The sequence below is a fragment of the Pseudomonas sp. P1_F1_2 genome, from assembly GCF_056405815.1.
Genome location: NZ_JBFUBK010000002.1, coordinates 94,197 through 111,195, shown reverse-complemented (window position 1 = coordinate 111,195; position 16,999 = coordinate 94,197). Strand labels below are relative to the sequence as shown.

The window sequence follows — 16,999 nt, the reverse complement described above, 5'->3', positions numbered from 1 at the left end:
GAAAAGCGGGACCTCGGGTGAGGTCCCGTCGAGCCAAGGAGATTGCGATGCGTGATTATCTGTTTCTGGTGCTGGCGTTGCTTTCGACCAGTGCCTTTTCCTCCACAAGTGACGATGCGGCCGAGCTGTCTGCTCAATTGCAGGATTACTACTTCGACGCCGCCCGCCGTGGTGATGTGCCAATGCTCGACACGTTCATCGAGGCTGGATACTCGCTCGATACCCGCGATGGCAAGGGTTATACCGCGTTGATACTGGCGGCCTATCACGGCCAGACCGGCGCAGTCGATCGCTTGCTCGCCGCCGGCGCGGATGCCTGTGCTCAGGACCAGCGAGGCAACACGGCATTGATGGGGGCGATTTTCAAAGGCGAAGTGCAAATCGCCCGGACCTTGTTGTCGGCCGGTTGCAGTCCGGACCAGCGCAACGGCGCGGGGCAGACTGCGGCGATGTACGCCGGATTGTTCAAACGTGCCGAGCTGCTCGATGCACTCAAGGCCAAAGGCGCGGACCTGAACGCCGAAGATCCGTTAGGCAACAGCGCCACGCGTCTGGCCAGCGGCGAAATCCGTACCGCCGCGCCGCGCTGATCGGTGTCAGCTGAGCTATCATCGCGGTTTTTGCCGGGAGTTCAGATGGCCAAGGCCAAGCGCATGTACGGCTGCACCGAGTGTGGCTCAACCTTCCCCAAGTGGGCCGGCCAATGCGGCGAGTGCGGGGCCTGGAACACGCTGACCGAAACCATGGTGGAAAGCGGTGGCGCCGCCGCCCCGAGCGGTCGCACTGGCTGGACCGGTCAGCAGGCCCAGATCAAGACACTGGCCGAAGTCAGTGTCGAAGAAATACCGCGGTTTTCCACAGCCTCCAGTGAACTCGATCGGGTGCTGGGCGGTGGCCTGGTCGACGGTTCGGTAGTGCTGATCGGCGGTGACCCTGGCATCGGTAAGTCGACCATCCTGTTGCAAACCTTGTGCAACCTCGCCAAAAGCATGCCGGCGCTGTACGTCACCGGCGAAGAATCGCAGCAACAAGTGGCCATGCGCGCCCGCCGGCTGGGTTTGCCGCAGGACCAACTGCGGGTGATGACCGAAACCTGCATCGAAACCATCATCGCCACGGCCCGGGTGGAAAAACCCAAGGTCATGGTGATCGACTCGATCCAGACGATCTTCACCGAACAACTGCAATCGGCACCGGGCGGTGTCTCGCAGGTTCGCGAGAGCGCAGCGCTGCTGGTGCGTTATGCCAAGCAGAGCGGCACGGCGATTTTCCTGGTCGGCCACGTGACCAAAGAAGGTGCTCTGGCCGGTCCGCGCGTGCTGGAGCACATGGTCGACACCGTTTTGTATTTCGAAGGCGAATCCGATGGGCGTCTGCGTTTACTGCGGGCGGTGAAAAACCGTTTTGGCGCAGTTAACGAATTGGGTGTGTTCGGCATGACCGACAAGGGCTTGAAAGAAGTCTCCAATCCCTCGGCGATTTTTCTCACCCGCGCTCAGGAAGAAGTTCCGGGCAGTGTGGTCATGGCGACGTGGGAAGGCACACGACCGATGCTGGTGGAAGTCCAGGCCTTGGTGGACGACAGTCATTTGGCCAACCCGCGCCGGGTAACACTGGGGCTGGATCAGAATCGCCTGGCGATGCTGCTCGCGGTTTTACACCGTCATGGCGGCATTCCGACCCACGATCAGGACGTATTCCTCAATGTGGTGGGCGGGGTGAAGGTGCTGGAAACAGCATCAGACCTGGCGTTGATGGCGGCCGTCATGTCCAGTTTGCGTAACCGGCCACTGCCGCATGATCTGTTGGTGTTTGGCGAAGTCGGCCTGTCGGGCGAAGTGCGCCCGGTGCCAAGCGGTCAGGAACGCCTGAAAGAAGCCGCCAAGCACGGCTTCAAGCGCGCCATCGTGCCCAAGGGCAATGCGCCGAAAGAATCACCGCCGGGGTTGCAGATAATTGCAGTGACACGTCTGGAACAGGCACTGGACGCGTTGTTCGAGTAACCCGCAATTCCTGTAGGAGCCGGGGGTGAATTCAGATCTCGATCAACGCCCCCAGCTCACGTTCCAGCTCTTGCGAGTCTCCCACGTTGAGTTCAATCAACCGCCGCAGGCGTTCAATCGATTCCAGGCTGATGTGTTTGCAGACGAAGCCAAGCTGGCCATGATCATCGTGGGTCAGTTGCACATCCATCTTGATGGCAACGTCATCGGTGAGGTGAATATCGACCAGGAAATGCCACTCTCGATTACCCAGCCACGGCTCGGGCTTCTCGATCAGCAGTCCCTTGAGCGACAGGTCGATCAGCTTCACCGGCCAGATGTATTCCCCTTGGCTCAACTCGGTTTTGGCATCGAACGCGATACGTTTGAAGCGGCGGCGATCGGCGGCGTGCTCGCTCATGGCGTAATCCTCGAAAAGGTACGCTGACTATAGACCCGCAATATCAAAGCCTGCCAGCGCAGACAGGCGTTTAGACCAATGTTGGGGTATGGCCTTTGCCGTCAGGAGAGCTAAACTCGGGGTGGCTTTCTTTCTTGTCCACTCTGGCTGGAATCATAAAATGAAAAATAATAATAGCCTGCTAAGCCACTTACCCTGGCTGCTGCTGGCAATCGTCGGTGCGTGCGCACTTGGGGTAGTGGCACTGCGCCGCGGAGAGGCAATCAACGCCTTGTGGATTGTGGTCGCGGCGGTGGCCATATATCTGGTTGCGTATCGCTACTACAGTCTGTTCATCGCTAACAATGTGATGCAACTCGACCCGCGACGGGCGACCCCCGCCGTACTCAATAATGATGGTCTGGACTATGTGCCGACCAACAAACACATTCTTTTCGGCCACCACTTCGCGGCCATCGCTGGCGCTGGTCCTCTGGTCGGTCCGGTATTGGCGGCGCAGATGGGTTACCTGCCGGGTACTCTGTGGATAATCGCGGGCGTGGTACTGGCCGGTTCTGTTCAGGACTTCATGGTGTTGTTCATGTCGACCCGCCGCAACGGTCGGTCCCTGGGCGACATGGTCCGTGAAGAAATGGGCCGCATCCCGGGCACCATCGCACTGTTTGGCTGCTTCCTGATCATGATCATCATCCTCGCGGTGCTGGCACTGATCGTCGTGAAAGCCCTGGCTGAAAGCCCTTGGGGCATTTTCACGGTGATGGCGACCATCCCGATCGCGATGTTCATGGGCATCTATATGCGCTACATCCGCCCGGGCCGCATCGGTGAAATCTCCGTGGTCGGCGTGTTGCTGCTGCTCGGTTCGATCTGGCTGGGCGGGCAGATTGCCGCTGACCCGGTCTGGGCCAAGGCGTTCAGCTTCACCGGCATCCAGATTACCTGGATGTTGATCGGCTACGGTTTTGTGGCCGCCGTGTTACCGGTGTGGCTGATTCTGGCCCCGCGTGACTACCTGTCGACCTTCCTGAAAATCGGCACCATCGTCGCCCTCGCGATCGGCATTCTGGTGACCATGCCCGAGCTGAAAATGCCCGCGCTGACCCAGTTCATCGACGGCACCGGCCCGGTGTGGAAGGGCGGTCTGTTCCCGTTCCTGTTCATCACCATCGCCTGTGGCGCGGTCTCGGGTTTCCACGCGCTGATCTCTTCCGGCACCACGCCAAAACTGCTGGATAACGAAACCAACGCCCGTTACATCGGTTACGGCGGCATGCTGATGGAGTCCTTCGTGGCGATCATGGCCATGGTTGCCGCCTCGGTGATCGAACCAGGCGTGTACTTCGCGATGAACAGTCCGGCGGCCGTGGTCGGCGGTGATGTGGTAGCGGTGGCGCAAGCGGTCAGCGGCTGGGGTTTTGCCATTACCCCGGAAGCCCTGCAAGCCGTGGCCCATGACATCGGCGAAACCACCATCCTGGCCCGTGCCGGTGGTGCGCCGACCCTGGCGGTCGGTATCGCGCAGATCCTGCACAGTGTCCTGCCGGGTGAAAACACCATGGCGTTCTGGTACCACTTTGCGATCCTGTTCGAAGCGCTGTTCATCCTGACGGCTGTCGACGCCGGTACCCGTGCCGGTCGTTTCATGCTTCAGGATTTGCTGGGCTCTTTCGTGCCGGCGCTGAAACGTACGGAATCCTGGACCGCCAACCTGATCGCCACCGCCGGTTGTGTAGCGATGTGGGGTTGGTTGCTGTATCAGGGCGTCATCGATCCGTTGGGTGGCATCAACACCTTGTGGCCGCTGTTCGGCATCTCCAACCAGATGCTGGCCGGTATCGCGCTGATGCTCGGCACCGTTGTGCTGATCAAAATGAAACGCCAGCGCTACATCTGGGTGACGTTGGTGCCAGCGGTCTGGCTGCTGATCTGCACCACCACCGCAGGCTTCATCAAGCTGTTCGACGCCAACCCGGCGATCGGCTTTCTGTCGCTGGCCAAGAAGTACAGCGATGCGCTGGCCAACGGTCAGATCCTCGCCCCGGCCAAGGACATCACGCAGATGCAGCACGTGATCTTCAATGCCTACACCAACGCTACGCTGACGGCGCTGTTCCTGTTCGTGGTCTTCAGCATCCTGTTCTATGCACTCAAGGTCGGCATTGCCTCCTGGGGTAAAAAAGAGCGCACGGATAAAGAATCACCATTCCACGCCCTGCCTGACGCGTAATCGAGGATTGCAAACATGTTCAATGACCTGAGTCGCCTCGGTAAATACCTCGGTCAGGCCGCGCGCCTGATGGTCGGCATGCCCGACTACGACACCTACGTCGAGCATATGCAAACCAAACACCCGGACAAACCGGTGATGAGCTACGAAATGTTCTTCCGCGAACGTCAGGAAGCGCGTTACGGTGGCAAGGGTGGGCCGAAGTGCTGTTGATCCGACAGCCAGATTGATGCAACCCCTGTGGGAGCGGGCTTGCCCGCGATGACGGACTATCAGTCAGCATTGATGTTGAATGGTAAATCGCTATCGCGGGCAAGCCCGCTCCCACATTTGTTTTTGTGTTCACTTTTTATTTTATGAAGCAGGAGATTCAGTTTGTCCTCTCCCATCCCCGTCACGATCCTCAGCGGCTTCCTTGGCGCCGGCAAGACCACGCTGTTGCGTCACCTGTTGAAAGCAGAGCCCGGCCTGAAAATAGCCGTGATCGAAAACGAATTCAGTGATGCCGGTATCGATACCCAACTGTTGGGCGACGAGCCGGTACAAGTCATGACGCTGTCCAACGGCTGCGTCTGCTGCACCATCCACACCGACCTGACCAAGGCGCTGTACCTGTTGCTCGAACGCCTGGACAGCGGCGACATCGCCTTCGATCGCCTGGTGATCGAATGCACTGGCCTGGCGGACCCGGCTCCGGTGGCGCAAACGTTCTTCATCGACGAAGAACTGCGTGAACGCTACCTCCTCGACGGCATCATCACCCTGGTCGACGCGGCGCATGCCGACACGCACCTGGCTCAAACCATTGCCCAGGCGCAAATCGGTTTCGCAGACCGCTTGCTGGTGAGCAAGCGCGATCTGGTGGATGAGCCGACGTTCATCGCATTGAGTGAACGGCTGACCCGTATCAACCGGCGTGCGCCGATCCGCGTGGTCGATCACGGCCAGATCGATCTGGCCGAATTGCTCGACGTGCGCGGTTTCAATCTGAATGCCGACCTTGGCGGTGGCGTGAGTCTGCGTCCGGTAAGCAAGGCGCCATCCATCGACCGTATCTCCAGCCTGGTGCTGCGCACCGACAAACCGCTGGATATCGACAAGCTCAGCGAGTTCATGAATGAATTGCTCGAAGAGCATGGCAAGCAACTGCTGCGCTACAAAGGTGTATTGAACATCCTCGGTGAGTCTCGGCGCATGGTGTTTCAGGGGGTGCTGAAACTGTATGGTTTCGATTGGGATACCGAGTGGGCAGACGATGAGGCCCGCGAAAGCGTGATCGTGTTTATTGCCGATGACTTGCCGCAAGAGAAGATTCGCGAAGGATTTGCACGGGTGGCAGCGCAGTAGTGTGCAGAATTTGGGTTGTTTTCAGGTGAGGCGGCGGTGATCACCGCCTCACCCCGACTATGCCCCTCCCGGTTTTGAGTCGGGAGGGGACGTCCGCCGCGGCTCAGCGGTATTGAATGCCTGGATCGTCAGACCTCATCGGGGCTGCTGACGTAAGGGGCATTTCTTTCCAGGATGTGCAGATTGAAAGCCAAGGGGGAACCCCCTTTGTCTGCGACATAAAGATAGGTTGAATCATGCTCTTTGTGTTGATGTAGAAGTCCAGACTCCTTCGGCTGCAGATAAATACTGAGCGATTCACTTTTTATAGTATCAAGGGTCAGCATGTTTCCGCGTTCGTCTCTCAGCGCAAAGATGTTCGAGTCATCAGAAGGGAATGCCCCAAGTAATCCGTTGTCACTCATGCTGAGACATTTTCCATAATAATCTCCTGCTGTTCGGACATAGAGCCTGTAATGACGTTGCGTATGCCTGAAATAAAGCTGTAGGCGAGGTTTGGCGTCTACCGGGACATCGGGGCGAAAACCAATTAAGTGTGAATCATTCCGGCTTTGACGCTTTCCGGTGAAAAATCCACCGCTGGCAAGTCCTGAGTTGACTATTGCCCGTTTGCCAAGTGCGATGTCCAGGAAATTCAATAACGTTGTTTCTGTGCCAAAGGTTGCGGTGAAAGATAGTTGTCGGTCGGTTTTCATTTCAGGCAGTCCATGCTTGATTTTAGTTCGTCCATGTTGATTTTTTTGCATTCAATATTGGCAAGTCGGGAGAATGACTCAGAGAGTGCCTCGGGTCAGTATTTCAAGTTTGAAGTCCAGAGGCTGTGCTGTGACTTTGCCTGTGCAAACCAGGCCGCCTACCGCTGTATTGCCCCGTACGCTGAGCGTCCGGCCGCCCCGCGTCTGAATCCTGAGTGTCGGAGTGTCGTTGTCGATCTGGTCGAGGGTTATGATGTTTCCGTTTTTATCTAGCAAGTTAAAGGTTGTCTGGTCATGGTCAGGGCGGAAGGCACTGATGAAATCTTTGTCTTCATTGCTCAGTGCATACCGGTGATACGGGCCGTCAGTGATCAGATAAATGGAGTAATAGTCGTCGATGCAATGAAACTCGAATTTTAGCTGCTTGGGTGCAGTGTTTGCTTTAACGCAAAGATAACTGGATACGTCCATGTTGGCTTCAAAAGACCATGTGTCAAAATCAAGTTTTTTGATGCGTGTTGTTTTACCGTGGGTGATACCTGGTAAATGCAAGTTGCCATGGCTGGTTGTCATTGTGGCAATAAAGGACCGCTCTTTGTTTTGGCTCATGTTGTTCATTCCCTGTGTGTGGTTTTAATTTGTAAAGTTGGCCGAAGTTGTCGGCTGGTTATTAAGCTAACAGTCGAGGGACGAGAATGAGTAGTTGTTTTTGGACTTTGATGTTTCAGTAGTTTTCAATTAAAGAAGTGTCGAAGTTTGCAGGGGTGCAAAAATAACAGTCAAAAAAAACCCGGCTGTCAGGCCGGGTTTATTCAAGCTGCTGCTATCAAGCGCCGTAAACCGGCAACTTCTTGCAGATGGCCTTGACCTTCTCACGAACGGCGTCGATCACCGCTTCGTTGTTCAGGTCAGCCAGGATGTCGCAGATCCAGCCGGCCAGTTCCTTGCACTCGGCTTCCTTGAAGCCGCGAGTGGTCACAGCCGGAGTGCCGAAGCGCAGGCCGGAGGTGACGAACGGGGAGCGTGGATCATTTGGTACGGAGTTCTTGTTCACGGTAATGAATGCTTTGCCCAGAGCGGCGTCGGCGTCTTTACCGGAGATTTCCTGCTTGATCAGTGACAGCAGGAACAGGTGGTTTTCAGTACCGCCGGAAACGACGTCGAAACCGCGTTCGATGAACACGCCGGCCATGGCCTTGGCGTTTTTCACCACTTGTTGCTGGTAGGTCTTGAACTCAGGCTGCAGTGCTTCCTTGAAGCAGATCGCTTTAGCGGCGATCACGTGCTCCAGCGGGCCACCCTGGGCGCCCGGGAATACCGCGGAGTTTAGCTTCTTCTCGATGTCGGCATTGGCGCGAGCCAGGATCAGGCCGCCACGTGGACCGCGCAGGGTCTTGTGCGTGGTGGTGGTCACGACGTCAGCGAATGGCACCGGGTTCGGGTAGACGCCAGCGGCGACCAGACCGGCCACGTGGGCCATGTCGACGAACAAGTAGGCGCCAACCTTGTCGGCGATTGCACGGAAGCGCGGGAAGTCGAGGATCTGCGAGTAAGCAGAGAAACCGGCCACGATCATTTTTGGCTTGTGTTCAACCGCCAGGCGCTCGACTTCGTCGTAGTCGATCAGGCCGTTGGCGTCGATGCCGTACTGGATGGCGTTGTACAGCTTGCCGGAGGACGAAACGCTGGCGCCGTGGGTCAGGTGACCACCGTGGGCCAGGCTCATGCCCAGGATGGTGTCGCCGGCTTGCAGCAGTGCCAGGTAAACCGCGCTGTTGGCTTGCGAACCGGCGTGTGGCTGAACGTTGGCGTAATCGGCGCCGAACAGTTCCTTGGCACGATCGATGGCCAGCTGCTCAACGACGTCGACGTACTCGCAACCACCGTAGTAGCGCTTGCCCGGGTAGCCTTCGGCGTACTTGTTGGTCAGAACCGAGCCTTGAGCCTCCATCACCGCTGGGCTGGTGTAGTTTTCCGAAGCGATCAGCTCGATGTGTTCTTCCTGGCGCTGAGCTTCTTGCTCCATGGCGGCAAAAAGATCGGCGTCGTACTTGGCAATAGTCAAATCACGGCTGAACATGGCGGTCCTCAAGGATCGGGGGCAGAAAAGGGGGGCATTCTAACCCAACGGGTTTTGGATGGCATATGAAACGACATCATGTCGCAGACAAGTGGGCTTCATGAAGGGATCAGCGGTGATCATGCAGGCCTCATCGCGGGCAAGCCCGCTCCCACAAGTTCTCGGGTGTACATAAAATGCGCGAACACTGAAGATCCACTGTGGGAGGGAGCTTGCTCGCGATGGGGTCATCAGCCTCTCAGCAGGACTTCAGTCGAGCATGAAGAGGGCATCATTGCTGAACTGTGCTTCAAAGCGGCTGGGCGGCATCGGCCGGCCGAACAGATAGCCCTGAACCTCATCGCAACCATGCTCGCGCAGGAAGTCGAGTTGCTCTTGGGTTTCCACGCCCTCGGCGATCACCGCCAGGTTCAGGCTGTGTGCCATGGCGATGATCGCCCGGGCAATTTGCGCATCCTGTTCACCGGACGGCAGGCCATCGACAAACGTGCGGTCGATTTTCAGAACGTCGATCGGGAACTGCTTGAGATAGTTGAGCGATGAGTAGCCGGTGCCGAAGTCATCGACCGCAATGCTCAGACCTAGGTTTTTCAACCCGGCGAGAATCTGCATCGCCTCGCTGACTTCGCGCATCAGGATACTTTCGGTCAGCTCCAGCTCCAGGCACGCCGGCGGCAGGCCGGTTTCCTTGAGGATGGTGGCGATCCGCGTGCCCAACTGGCCGTCGGAGAACTGCCGCGCCGAGATGTTCACCGATACTTTTGGCACGCGGACTTTCGTCTGGTGCCAGGTCTTGAGCTGGCGGCACGCTTCGCCGATGACCCAGTCGCCGACATCCACCACCAGGCCGAGCTCTTCGAGCACCGGAATGAAATCCCCCGGCGGCACCAGCCCGCGTCGTGGATGACTCCAGCGCAACAGGGCTTCGGCACCGGTCAAGCGTTTGCCGTCGCCGCTGAATTGCGGCTGGTAATACAGCACGAATTCGTTCTGTTCCAGGGCGTGTCGCAGATCACTTTCCAGCTCCAGGCGTTCCAGTGCGCTGGCGTTCATGTCCGCCTGATAAAACTGGAAGTTGTTCTTGCCGCGTTCCTTGGCGTGGTACATCGCCGTGTCGGCATTTTTCATCAATTGGCTAAGTTCATTGCCGTCCTGCGGGCTCAGGGCGATGCCGATACTGGCCGTGACGAAGAACTCGCGGCCCTCCAGTACAAAGGGTTTCACCAGGCTGGCCAGAATCTGTTCCGCCACGTGGATCGCCCGGTTCAGCGCGATTTCGCGGTTGACCCGGGGTTGCAGCAGCAAGGTGAATTCGTCGCCACCCATGCGGGCCACGGTGTCGTCATCATCGACGCAGCCGAGCAGGCGCGTGGCCATTTCCTTGAGCATGCGGTCGCCGGCGGCGTGGCCGAGGGAATCGTTGATCGGCTTGAAACGGTCGAGGTCGAGGAACATCAGCACCACCCATGACTTCTGCCGGTCCGCCGATTGCAGCGCCGTGTGCAGGCGATCCTGGAACAGCGTGCGGTTGGGAAGATGAGTCAGGGCGTCGTAGTAGGCGAGGCGGTGAATCCGCTGTTCACTGGCCTTGCGCTCGCTGATGTCGCTGAAGAAGCACACATAACTGGCCAGGTCGCCTTCGTCGTCCAGCACCGCCGTGATTCCGACCCAGGCCGGGTAGTGTTCGCCGTTGCGGCGCTTGAGCCAGACTTCGCCTTCCCACGTACTGTTCTGATGCAGTTGCTTGAGCACGTAGCGCAGATGAGCGTCCTGCTGCTCGTCGACAGTCAGCATGTTCGGTAACTGGTCGAGCACTTGTTCCACGGCATAGCCGCTGACGCGACTGAACGCTTCGTTGGCCTGAACGATGTAACCGGCCGGGTCGGTGATCAGAATCGCCGAGGTCGAGTGTTCAAATACCGTGGCCGCCATGCGCAGGTCTTTTTCGGCGCGGCGTTGCTGGCTGATGTCACGACCGACCCCCAGCACGCCTTCAAACGCGCCGTGTTCGTCCCAGACCAGCACCAGTCGCAACTCGATGGGAATCTTGCGGCCATCGGCGCGCAGGCAATCGAACAGGAACAGTTGGGTCTGCACCTGGCTGCGCAACAGCGCCAGTTGCTCGGGTTTATCCAGCGCTTTGCTGACCCGGTCCATCAGGTGGAAGATGCCGGTCAATTGTTGCGGGTTGGCGACGATCGATTGCCAGCCGTTCTGGAAGATCCACTCTGCGTCATAACCCAGCACGGCTTGCACCGAGGGGCTGACGTAGTTGAGTGACAGTTTGCTGTCGGTGGAGAAAATCACGTCGCTGATGCTTTCGGCGAGCATCCGGTAACGCTGTTCGCTGTCGCGCAACGATTCACTGGCTTCGATCTGATCGGTGATGTCCTTCGCCACCCCGATGATGCGCGTGACCTGATTGTGCTTGTCCCGTGCCAGGGCCTGTTCACGAATCTCGAACCGCCGCCATTTGCCATCACGATGACGGAAGCGCAGTTGGCACTGCATCAATTGGCTGTAACCCGCCTGACGCTGGATCTGGCGCGAGCGATGGTAGAAATCGGCATCCTCGGGGTGCAGCAGGATTTCCCAGAAATACTCACCCATCTGATGCAGTTCGGTAGGGTCGTATCCGAGGGTCTGGCCGAGGTGGTGGTTGCTGAAAATCATCCGCTGGCTGATTACGTCCTGCACGTACAGGTGATCCGGCACGGTGCGCACCACATCGGACCAGAACCCTTCGCGTTCCAGCAGTGACAGCTCGATCAGCTTGCGGCTGGTGATGTCGGTAATGCTCAGGATCACCGCTTTATAGTCGTTCTGATCGACCGGCAGGCGCAGGACCAGCCACAAGTGCTGATCGCGGTCGTTGGCACCCTGCAGTTTGATTTCCAGCTCAAGCTGTCGCTGCTGGTTAAACACCGCTTCGAGCACTTGATTGCCAATGGCCGTGCCGTTCTGTGCATTGCCGTCGATCAACAGGTTCCAGGCCTGCCCGCAAGCGTTGACGTTGAGCAGTTGCAGGGCAACCTGGTTGACCTCGGTGATGCGCAACTCCTGAAGCAGTTGCCGGCGTTGTTCCGGGCGCTCAAGCCAGGCCTGCAATTGTTCGTTGCTCTGCAACTGCGCCTTGTCGAAAGCGCCCTTGAGCCCCGATACGTCGAGTACACAGAGTGCAACGCCGGTGCCTTCGAAAATGTCCTGGTAGCGTCGACGCCCCTCATTCAACTGGCGTTGGCGGCGGCGCATGTTCAGCAGCGCAATGAACGGTAGCAGCGAAAACGCCAGGCCCAGCAGGCATTTGCCAATGAACGCCGGCAGCAGCTCTTCGAGCACCCGTTGCCGATCGAACAACCCGCGCATTTGCCAGTCGCTGCTGCTCAACGGCACGGTCAGCACACTGCTGGCCAATTCATCCGGCGTCAGCACGGCTGGCGTGCTGGAGGGCACGGCATCATCGCGGCTGATGATCTGGCGATTAATGCGGTTTTCCACCAGCCACAGCGGACGGATGCCGGCCTCGCTCTGTTTGGTCAGCGTCGAGAAAAAGGTCGGTGTCAGGCGCAGGGCCCAATAGCCTCGGGAGCTGCCGCTGGCTTGATGCAGCAGTAGATGCACCACCGAACCGTCATCGGCGTTGCTGAAGTAGTGGGCCTGGGCATGACTGCGCCGGACCAGTTCACTCAGGTAGTCGGCGTCCTGACTGTCATCGGCGCTGTCGTTGAGGATTTTCCCGGAGGGGCTGAGCAACGCCAGGCTGCGTAGTTCCGGTAATGACTGTTGCAGCTTGCGCAGTAACGCCCGCTGTTCGTCGGCGCTTTGCGGTTGTTCGACGATCGGTAGCAGGTTGAGGGCGATTTGCGCGTTGAGCGCCATGTTCAGGCTGACTTGCGCAGCCAGGTCGGCGGTGTAATCGATGGTGTATTGGCGCTGGTGTTTCTGGGTTTCGCGAAGTTGATCCAGCAACTGCCAGAACAGCAGGGCGAGCAGCAACAGAACAAGTGTCGCCAGCGCGCCTTTCAGGGTTCCACGCAGGGGCGAGCCGGTCGCAGGACTGGGAGCGCTCACGAAAGCTGGCGGAGTGGCATTAGACAAACTGGAATCCTGCGGTTTGACTGGACTGGCGCGACGTGCACTATAAGCCTGACGCCCGAAGGGCGGCTAGCATGCCTTGAGTTGTGGCTAAGTGCCAGCCCCTGTCGGCTGGACTGCCTTCCGTCAATCAGGTAGCTTTGCCGGTTACGCGGGAGCGTTCCAGCTCCTAGACTCAGACTTTTTCAGCGTGCACGTATTGATCGCCATCAATCGGACGACGCGCACAGTCTGGCCAGGCTTCGCCTGCGCTCCAATCATTCATCTGTCACTGACCCAAGGTTCTCCATGGCTCAATACGTCTTCACCATGCATCGGCTGGGCAAAGTGGTTCCGCCGAAGCGGGAAATCCTGAAAAACATTTCTCTGTCGTTCTTCCCTGGCGCCAAGATCGGCGTACTCGGCCTCAACGGTTCGGGTAAGTCCACGTTGCTGAAAATCATGGCCGGCGTCGACACCGAGTTCGAAGGCGAAGCCCGTCCGATGCCGGAACTGAACATCGGCTACCTGCCACAGGAACCGATCCTGGACCCGACCAAAACCGTGCGTGAAGTGGTTGAGGAAGCGGTCAGCGTGATCAAGAACGCCCAGGCGCGCCTGGACGAGGTCTACGCGGCTTACGCTGAAGAAGATGCCGACTTTGACAAGCTGGCGGCTGAACAGGCCAAGCTCGAAGCCATTCTGCAGGCCAGCGACGGTCACAACCTTGAGCGTCAACTGGAAGTCGCCGCCGATGCGCTGCGCCTGCCAGCATGGGACGCGAAAGTCGAATTCCTGTCCGGTGGTGAAAAGCGTCGCGTGGCCCTGTGCCGCCTGCTGCTGTCCGCTCCGGACATGCTGCTGCTCGACGAACCAACCAACCACCTGGACGCCGATTCCGTCGCCTGGCTGGAGCACTTCCTGCACGATTTCCCGGGTACCGTGGTTGCGATCACGCACGACCGTTACTTCCTGGACAACGTCGCCGGCTGGATTCTGGAACTCGACCGCGGTGCCGGCATCCCGTACGAAGGCAACTATTCGGGTTGGCTTGAAGCCAAGTCCAATCGTCTGGCTGCCGAATCCAAGCAGCAGTCGGCCCACGAAAAAGCCATGAAGGAAGAACTGGAGTGGGTGCGCCAAGGCGCCAAGGCCCGCCAGTCCAAATCCAAGGCTCGTCTGCAACGCTTCGAAGAAATGCAATCGCAGGAATTCCAGAAGCGCAGCGAAACCAACGAGATCTACATCCCGGCCGGTCCGCGCCTGGGCGACAAGGTCATCGAATTCAAGAACGTTTCCAAGGGGTATGGCGATCGCGTGCTGATCGACAACCTGTCGTTCTCCATGCCTAAAGGCGCCATCGTTGGCGTGATCGGTGGTAACGGTGCCGGTAAATCGACCCTGTTCCGCATGCTGATGGGCAAGGAAACGCCGGATTCGGGCAGCATCGAAGTCGGCGAAACCGTGCAACTGGCGTGCGTCGATCAGAGCCGCGAAGACCTGGACGGCAGCAAGACTGTGTTCCAGCAAATCTCCGACGGTTCGGATCAGATCCGCATCGGCAACTACGAGATTCCGTCGCGTACCTACGTGGGGCGTTTCAACTTCAAGGGCGGCGATCAGCAGAAGTTCGTCAAGGACCTGTCCGGTGGTGAGCGCGGTCGCTTGCACCTGGCCCTGACCCTGAAGGAGGGCGGCAACGTCCTGCTGCTCGACGAACCGTCCAACGACCTCGACGTTGAAACCCTGCGTTCCCTGGAAGAAGCACTGCTGGACTTCCCGGGCGCCGCCATTGTGATCTCTCACGATCGGTGGTTCCTTGACCGCGTCGCGACTCACATCCTGGCGTACGAAGACGACTCGCAAGCGGTGTTCTTCGAAGGCAACTACACCGAATACGAAGCCGATCGCAAAAAGCGTCTCGGCGAAGCAGCTGCCCAGCCGCATCGTGTACGGCACAAAAAACTGGCCTGATACCGGGTCGGTTGCATGAAAAACGGAGCCTTCGGGGCTCCGTTTTTTTATGCGTTTTTCAGTGGGATCGCGGTGAATTCATCGCAGGAAAGCCCGCTCCCACGGGAATGTGGATTGCCCGGGATACGCAAAGCTTCACGGACACAGTGGGAGCGGGCTTGCCCGCGAAGACGGTGTACCTGATGGTGCAAGACTTGAGTTGTGAATCCCCATTCAGGTGCAAAAAAGCTAAAAAACCAGATTAATTTATATCCTGCGCACCATTTAATTTCATAAATGCGACGTTATGCGCTGTTCTCGTGCATGAATCGTTTGTTACAGTCCGGCTCAATCTCCTCCAACGACAATAAATTTGCCGAGACTTTTCCATGATCGAATCCGTCGAATCCTTCCTTGCGCGCCTGAAAAAACGCGACCCGGATCAACCCGAGTTTCACCAAGCGGTTGAAGAGGTCTTGCGTAGCCTGTGGCCGTTTCTCGAAGCCAATCCACACTATCTGACCTCCGGCATTCTGGAGCGTATTTGTGAGCCGGAGCGGGCGGTTGTTTTTCGGGTTTCCTGGGTCGACGATCAGGGCAAGGTGCAGGTCAATCGCGGGTTCCGCGTCCAGATGAACAGCGCGATCGGCCCGTACAAGGGTGGCTTGCGCTTCCATCCCTCGGTGAATCTGGGCGTGCTGAAGTTCCTCGCTTTCGAGCAGACGTTCAAAAACTCCCTGACTTCACTGCCAATGGGCGGTGGCAAGGGCGGTTCGGATTTCGACCCTAAGGGCAAAAGCGACGCCGAAGTCATGCGCTTCTGCCAGGCGTTCATGAGCGAGTTGTACCGCCACATCGGTGCCGATGTGGATGTGCCGGCCGGTGACATTGGTGTCGGCGCCCGGGAGATCGGCTTCCTGTTCGGCCAGTACAAGCGCCTGAGTAACCAGTTCACCAGCGTGCTGACCGGTAAAGGCCCGAGCTATGGCGGCAGTCTGATTCGCCCGGAAGCCACCGGTTTTGGTTGTGTCTACTTCGCCGAAGAGATGCTCAAGCGTCGCGGATTGACGGTCGAGGGCAAACGCGTGGCGATCTCCGGCTCCGGCAACGTCGCGCAATACGCTGCACGCAAGGTGATGGACCTTGGGGGCAAGGTTATTTCGCTGTCTGATTCCGAAGGCACGCTGTACTGCGAAAGCGGTTTGACCGAAGAGCAGTGGCTGGCCGTGCTGGAGCTGAAAAACGTCCAGCGCGGTCGTATCCGCGAACTGGCCAGCCGTTTTGGTCTGGAATTCCGTGGCGGCGAACTCCCGTGGTCCCTGAGCTGTGACATCGCACTGCCGTGCGCGACACAAAACGAGCTCGATGCCGAGGCCGCTCGCACCTTGTTGCGTAACGGCTGCATGTGCGTGGCGGAAGGCGCGAACATGCCGACGACCCTTGAGGCCGTGGACGTGTTCATTGAAGCAGACATTTTGTTCGCGCCAGGCAAGGCGTCGAATGCCGGCGGCGTTGCCGTGAGCGGGCTGGAAATGTCGCAGAACGCCATGCGCCTGTTGTGGACCGGCGGTGAAGTGGACAACAAGCTCCACGCGATCATGCAGTCGATCCATCACGCCTGCGTGCATTACGGCGAAGAGAACGGGCGGGTCAATTACGTAAAAGGTGCGAACATCGCCGGCTTCGTTAAAGTCGCCGACGCCATGCTTGCCCAAGGCGTGGTTTAAGCCGGTTCGATGCGGATAACTTCAATGAATTGATCTCCGGCGGGGCGTTGCCACAGCACTTCATCTTGCAGTGGTGCACCCAGCAACGCGCGCCCCAGTGGCGAGTCCCAATTGATCAGGCCATGCGCGGCATCGGCCTGATCCTCGCCGACCAATTGCACACGGTGTTCGGTGTCGTGTTCGTCGGCGTAAGTGACCCAGCTGCCGATCTGCACTTTTACCGTCGAGGTGGCGAGCGGCACGACTTGAGCGCTGCTTAGGCGTTGTTTGAAGTAGCGCAGGTCCCGTTCCAGATCTGCCACGCGCTGTTTGTCGGCCTGTTCGCCCTTGGCGGACTGCTCGGCATGCAGGGCTTGCAGTACAGCGACCTTGCCCTGTAACAGGCTCAAGCCTTGGGGCGTGACGTAATTGGGCTGCGCACTGACCTGCCGTTCGACCGGCTGATCGGCTTGCGCGGCAGCGTTATCTTCGTTGACGAATGCGCGGCTCATGG

13 protein-coding genes are annotated in these 16,999 nt (G+C 58.4%); 7 read left to right on the top strand and 6 right to left on the bottom strand.

The genetic code is table 11. The annotated features are described in order from the left end of the window. The first annotated feature begins 47 nt into the window (after positions 1-47). Together AC1D2P_RS01155 and radA are read left to right on the top strand one after the other, a co-directional pair. A complete protein-coding gene (locus AC1D2P_RS01155; protein WP_109786312.1) occupies positions 48-590 on the top strand; it encodes an ankyrin repeat domain-containing protein in 543 nt (180 codons plus the stop codon). Between the two features lie 45 nt (positions 591-635). Beyond that, positions 636-2,003, top strand: a complete 1,368-nt coding sequence (gene radA, locus AC1D2P_RS01150; protein WP_008028888.1) for a DNA repair protein RadA — start codon at positions 636-638, stop codon at positions 2,001-2,003. A gap of 31 nt (positions 2,004-2,034) precedes the next feature. On the opposite strand, the gene AC1D2P_RS01145 is transcribed toward radA, so the two are convergent. Continuing rightward, a complete protein-coding gene (locus AC1D2P_RS01145; protein ID WP_046028598.1) occupies positions 2,035-2,403 on the bottom strand; it encodes a PilZ domain-containing protein in 369 nt (122 codons plus the stop codon). 160 nt (positions 2,404-2,563) lie between these two features. Here AC1D2P_RS01145 and AC1D2P_RS01140 point away from each other — a divergent pair, with 160 nt between their 5' ends. The 3 genes from AC1D2P_RS01140 (at position 2,564) to yjiA (ending at position 5,977) form a co-directional block, all read left to right on the top strand. Continuing rightward, positions 2,564-4,630 carry a carbon starvation CstA family protein gene (locus AC1D2P_RS01140; RefSeq protein ID WP_046028595.1) on the top strand — a complete coding sequence of 689 codons (2,067 nt, stop codon included), beginning with the start codon at positions 2,564-2,566 and terminating at the stop codon, positions 4,628-4,630. A gap of 15 nt (positions 4,631-4,645) precedes the next feature. Next, entirely contained in the window at positions 4,646-4,843 is a 198-nt protein-coding gene (locus AC1D2P_RS01135) for a YbdD/YjiX family protein (RefSeq protein WP_003228401.1), read from the top strand. Between the two features lie 162 nt (positions 4,844-5,005). Further along, positions 5,006-5,977, top strand: a complete 972-nt coding sequence (gene yjiA, locus AC1D2P_RS01130) for a GTPase (RefSeq protein ID WP_477757937.1) — start codon at positions 5,006-5,008, stop codon at positions 5,975-5,977. A gap of 128 nt (positions 5,978-6,105) precedes the next feature. Here yjiA and AC1D2P_RS01125 read toward each other — a convergent pair whose 3' ends face one another. The 4 genes from AC1D2P_RS01125 to AC1D2P_RS01110 all read right to left on the bottom strand — a co-directional run bounded on the left by AC1D2P_RS01125 (position 6,106) and on the right by AC1D2P_RS01110 (position 12,850). Further along, positions 6,106-6,672: a hypothetical protein gene (locus AC1D2P_RS01125; RefSeq protein WP_477757936.1), complete on the bottom strand. Its 567-nt coding sequence runs from the start codon at positions 6,670-6,672 to the stop codon at positions 6,106-6,108. Positions 6,673-6,750: 78 nt separating this feature from the next. Beyond that, entirely contained in the window at positions 6,751-7,281 is a 531-nt protein-coding gene (locus AC1D2P_RS01120) for a hypothetical protein (RefSeq protein WP_109786309.1), read from the bottom strand. A gap of 217 nt (positions 7,282-7,498) precedes the next feature. After that, positions 7,499-8,752, bottom strand: coding sequence for a serine hydroxymethyltransferase (gene glyA / locus AC1D2P_RS01115; protein WP_109786308.1), 1,254 nt, complete (start codon positions 8,750-8,752; stop codon positions 7,499-7,501). Positions 8,753-9,001: 249 nt separating this feature from the next. Further along, a complete protein-coding gene (locus AC1D2P_RS01110; RefSeq protein ID WP_223522721.1) occupies positions 9,002-12,850 on the bottom strand; it encodes a sensor domain-containing protein in 3,849 nt (1,282 codons plus the stop codon). A 285-nt stretch (positions 12,851-13,135) separates the two neighbouring features. On the opposite strand from AC1D2P_RS01110, the gene ettA reads away from it, so the two are divergent. Beyond that, on the top strand, positions 13,136-14,800 hold the full coding sequence (ettA, locus tag AC1D2P_RS01105) for an energy-dependent translational throttle protein EttA (protein WP_046028585.1): 1,665 nt from the start codon (positions 13,136-13,138) through the stop codon (positions 14,798-14,800). Between the two features lie 368 nt (positions 14,801-15,168). Then, complete coding sequence (gene gdhA, locus AC1D2P_RS01100) at positions 15,169-16,506, top strand: NADP-specific glutamate dehydrogenase (RefSeq protein ID WP_223522722.1); 1,338 nt, start codon at positions 15,169-15,171, stop codon at positions 16,504-16,506. On the opposite strand, the gene AC1D2P_RS01095 is transcribed toward gdhA, so the two are convergent. Next, the gene (locus AC1D2P_RS01095) at positions 16,503-16,997 is read right to left on the bottom strand and encodes a GreA/GreB family elongation factor (RefSeq protein ID WP_109786305.1); all 495 of its coding nucleotides are present in this window, start codon (positions 16,995-16,997) and stop codon (positions 16,503-16,505) included. The genes gdhA and AC1D2P_RS01095 overlap by 4 nt on opposite strands. Positions 16,998-16,999 lie beyond the last annotated feature (2 nt).

Excerpts from the sequence above, each read along its gene's own strand:
- gdhA (WP_223522722.1), top strand. The coding sequence starts at position 15,169 with ATGATCGAATCCGTCGAATCCTTCCTTGCGCGCCTGAAAAAACGCGAC.
- AC1D2P_RS01125 (WP_477757936.1), bottom strand. The coding sequence starts at position 6,672 with ATGAAAACCGACCGACAACTATCTTTCACCGCAACCTTTGGCACAGAA.
- AC1D2P_RS01095 (WP_109786305.1), bottom strand. The coding sequence starts at position 16,997 with ATGAGCCGCGCATTCGTCAACGAAGATAACGCTGCCGCGCAAGCCGAT.
- glyA (WP_109786308.1), bottom strand. The coding sequence starts at position 8,752 with ATGTTCAGCCGTGATTTGACTATTGCCAAGTACGACGCCGATCTTTTT.
- AC1D2P_RS01140 (WP_046028595.1), top strand. The coding sequence starts at position 2,564 with ATGAAAAATAATAATAGCCTGCTAAGCCACTTACCCTGGCTGCTGCTG.
- AC1D2P_RS01155 (WP_109786312.1), top strand. The coding sequence starts at position 48 with ATGCGTGATTATCTGTTTCTGGTGCTGGCGTTGCTTTCGACCAGTGCC.
- AC1D2P_RS01135 (WP_003228401.1), top strand. The coding sequence starts at position 4,646 with ATGTTCAATGACCTGAGTCGCCTCGGTAAATACCTCGGTCAGGCCGCG.
- AC1D2P_RS01120 (WP_109786309.1), bottom strand. The coding sequence starts at position 7,281 with ATGAGCCAAAACAAAGAGCGGTCCTTTATTGCCACAATGACAACCAGC.
- ettA (WP_046028585.1), top strand. The coding sequence starts at position 13,136 with ATGGCTCAATACGTCTTCACCATGCATCGGCTGGGCAAAGTGGTTCCG.
- radA (WP_008028888.1), top strand. The coding sequence starts at position 636 with ATGGCCAAGGCCAAGCGCATGTACGGCTGCACCGAGTGTGGCTCAACC.
- AC1D2P_RS01145 (WP_046028598.1), bottom strand. The coding sequence starts at position 2,403 with ATGAGCGAGCACGCCGCCGATCGCCGCCGCTTCAAACGTATCGCGTTC.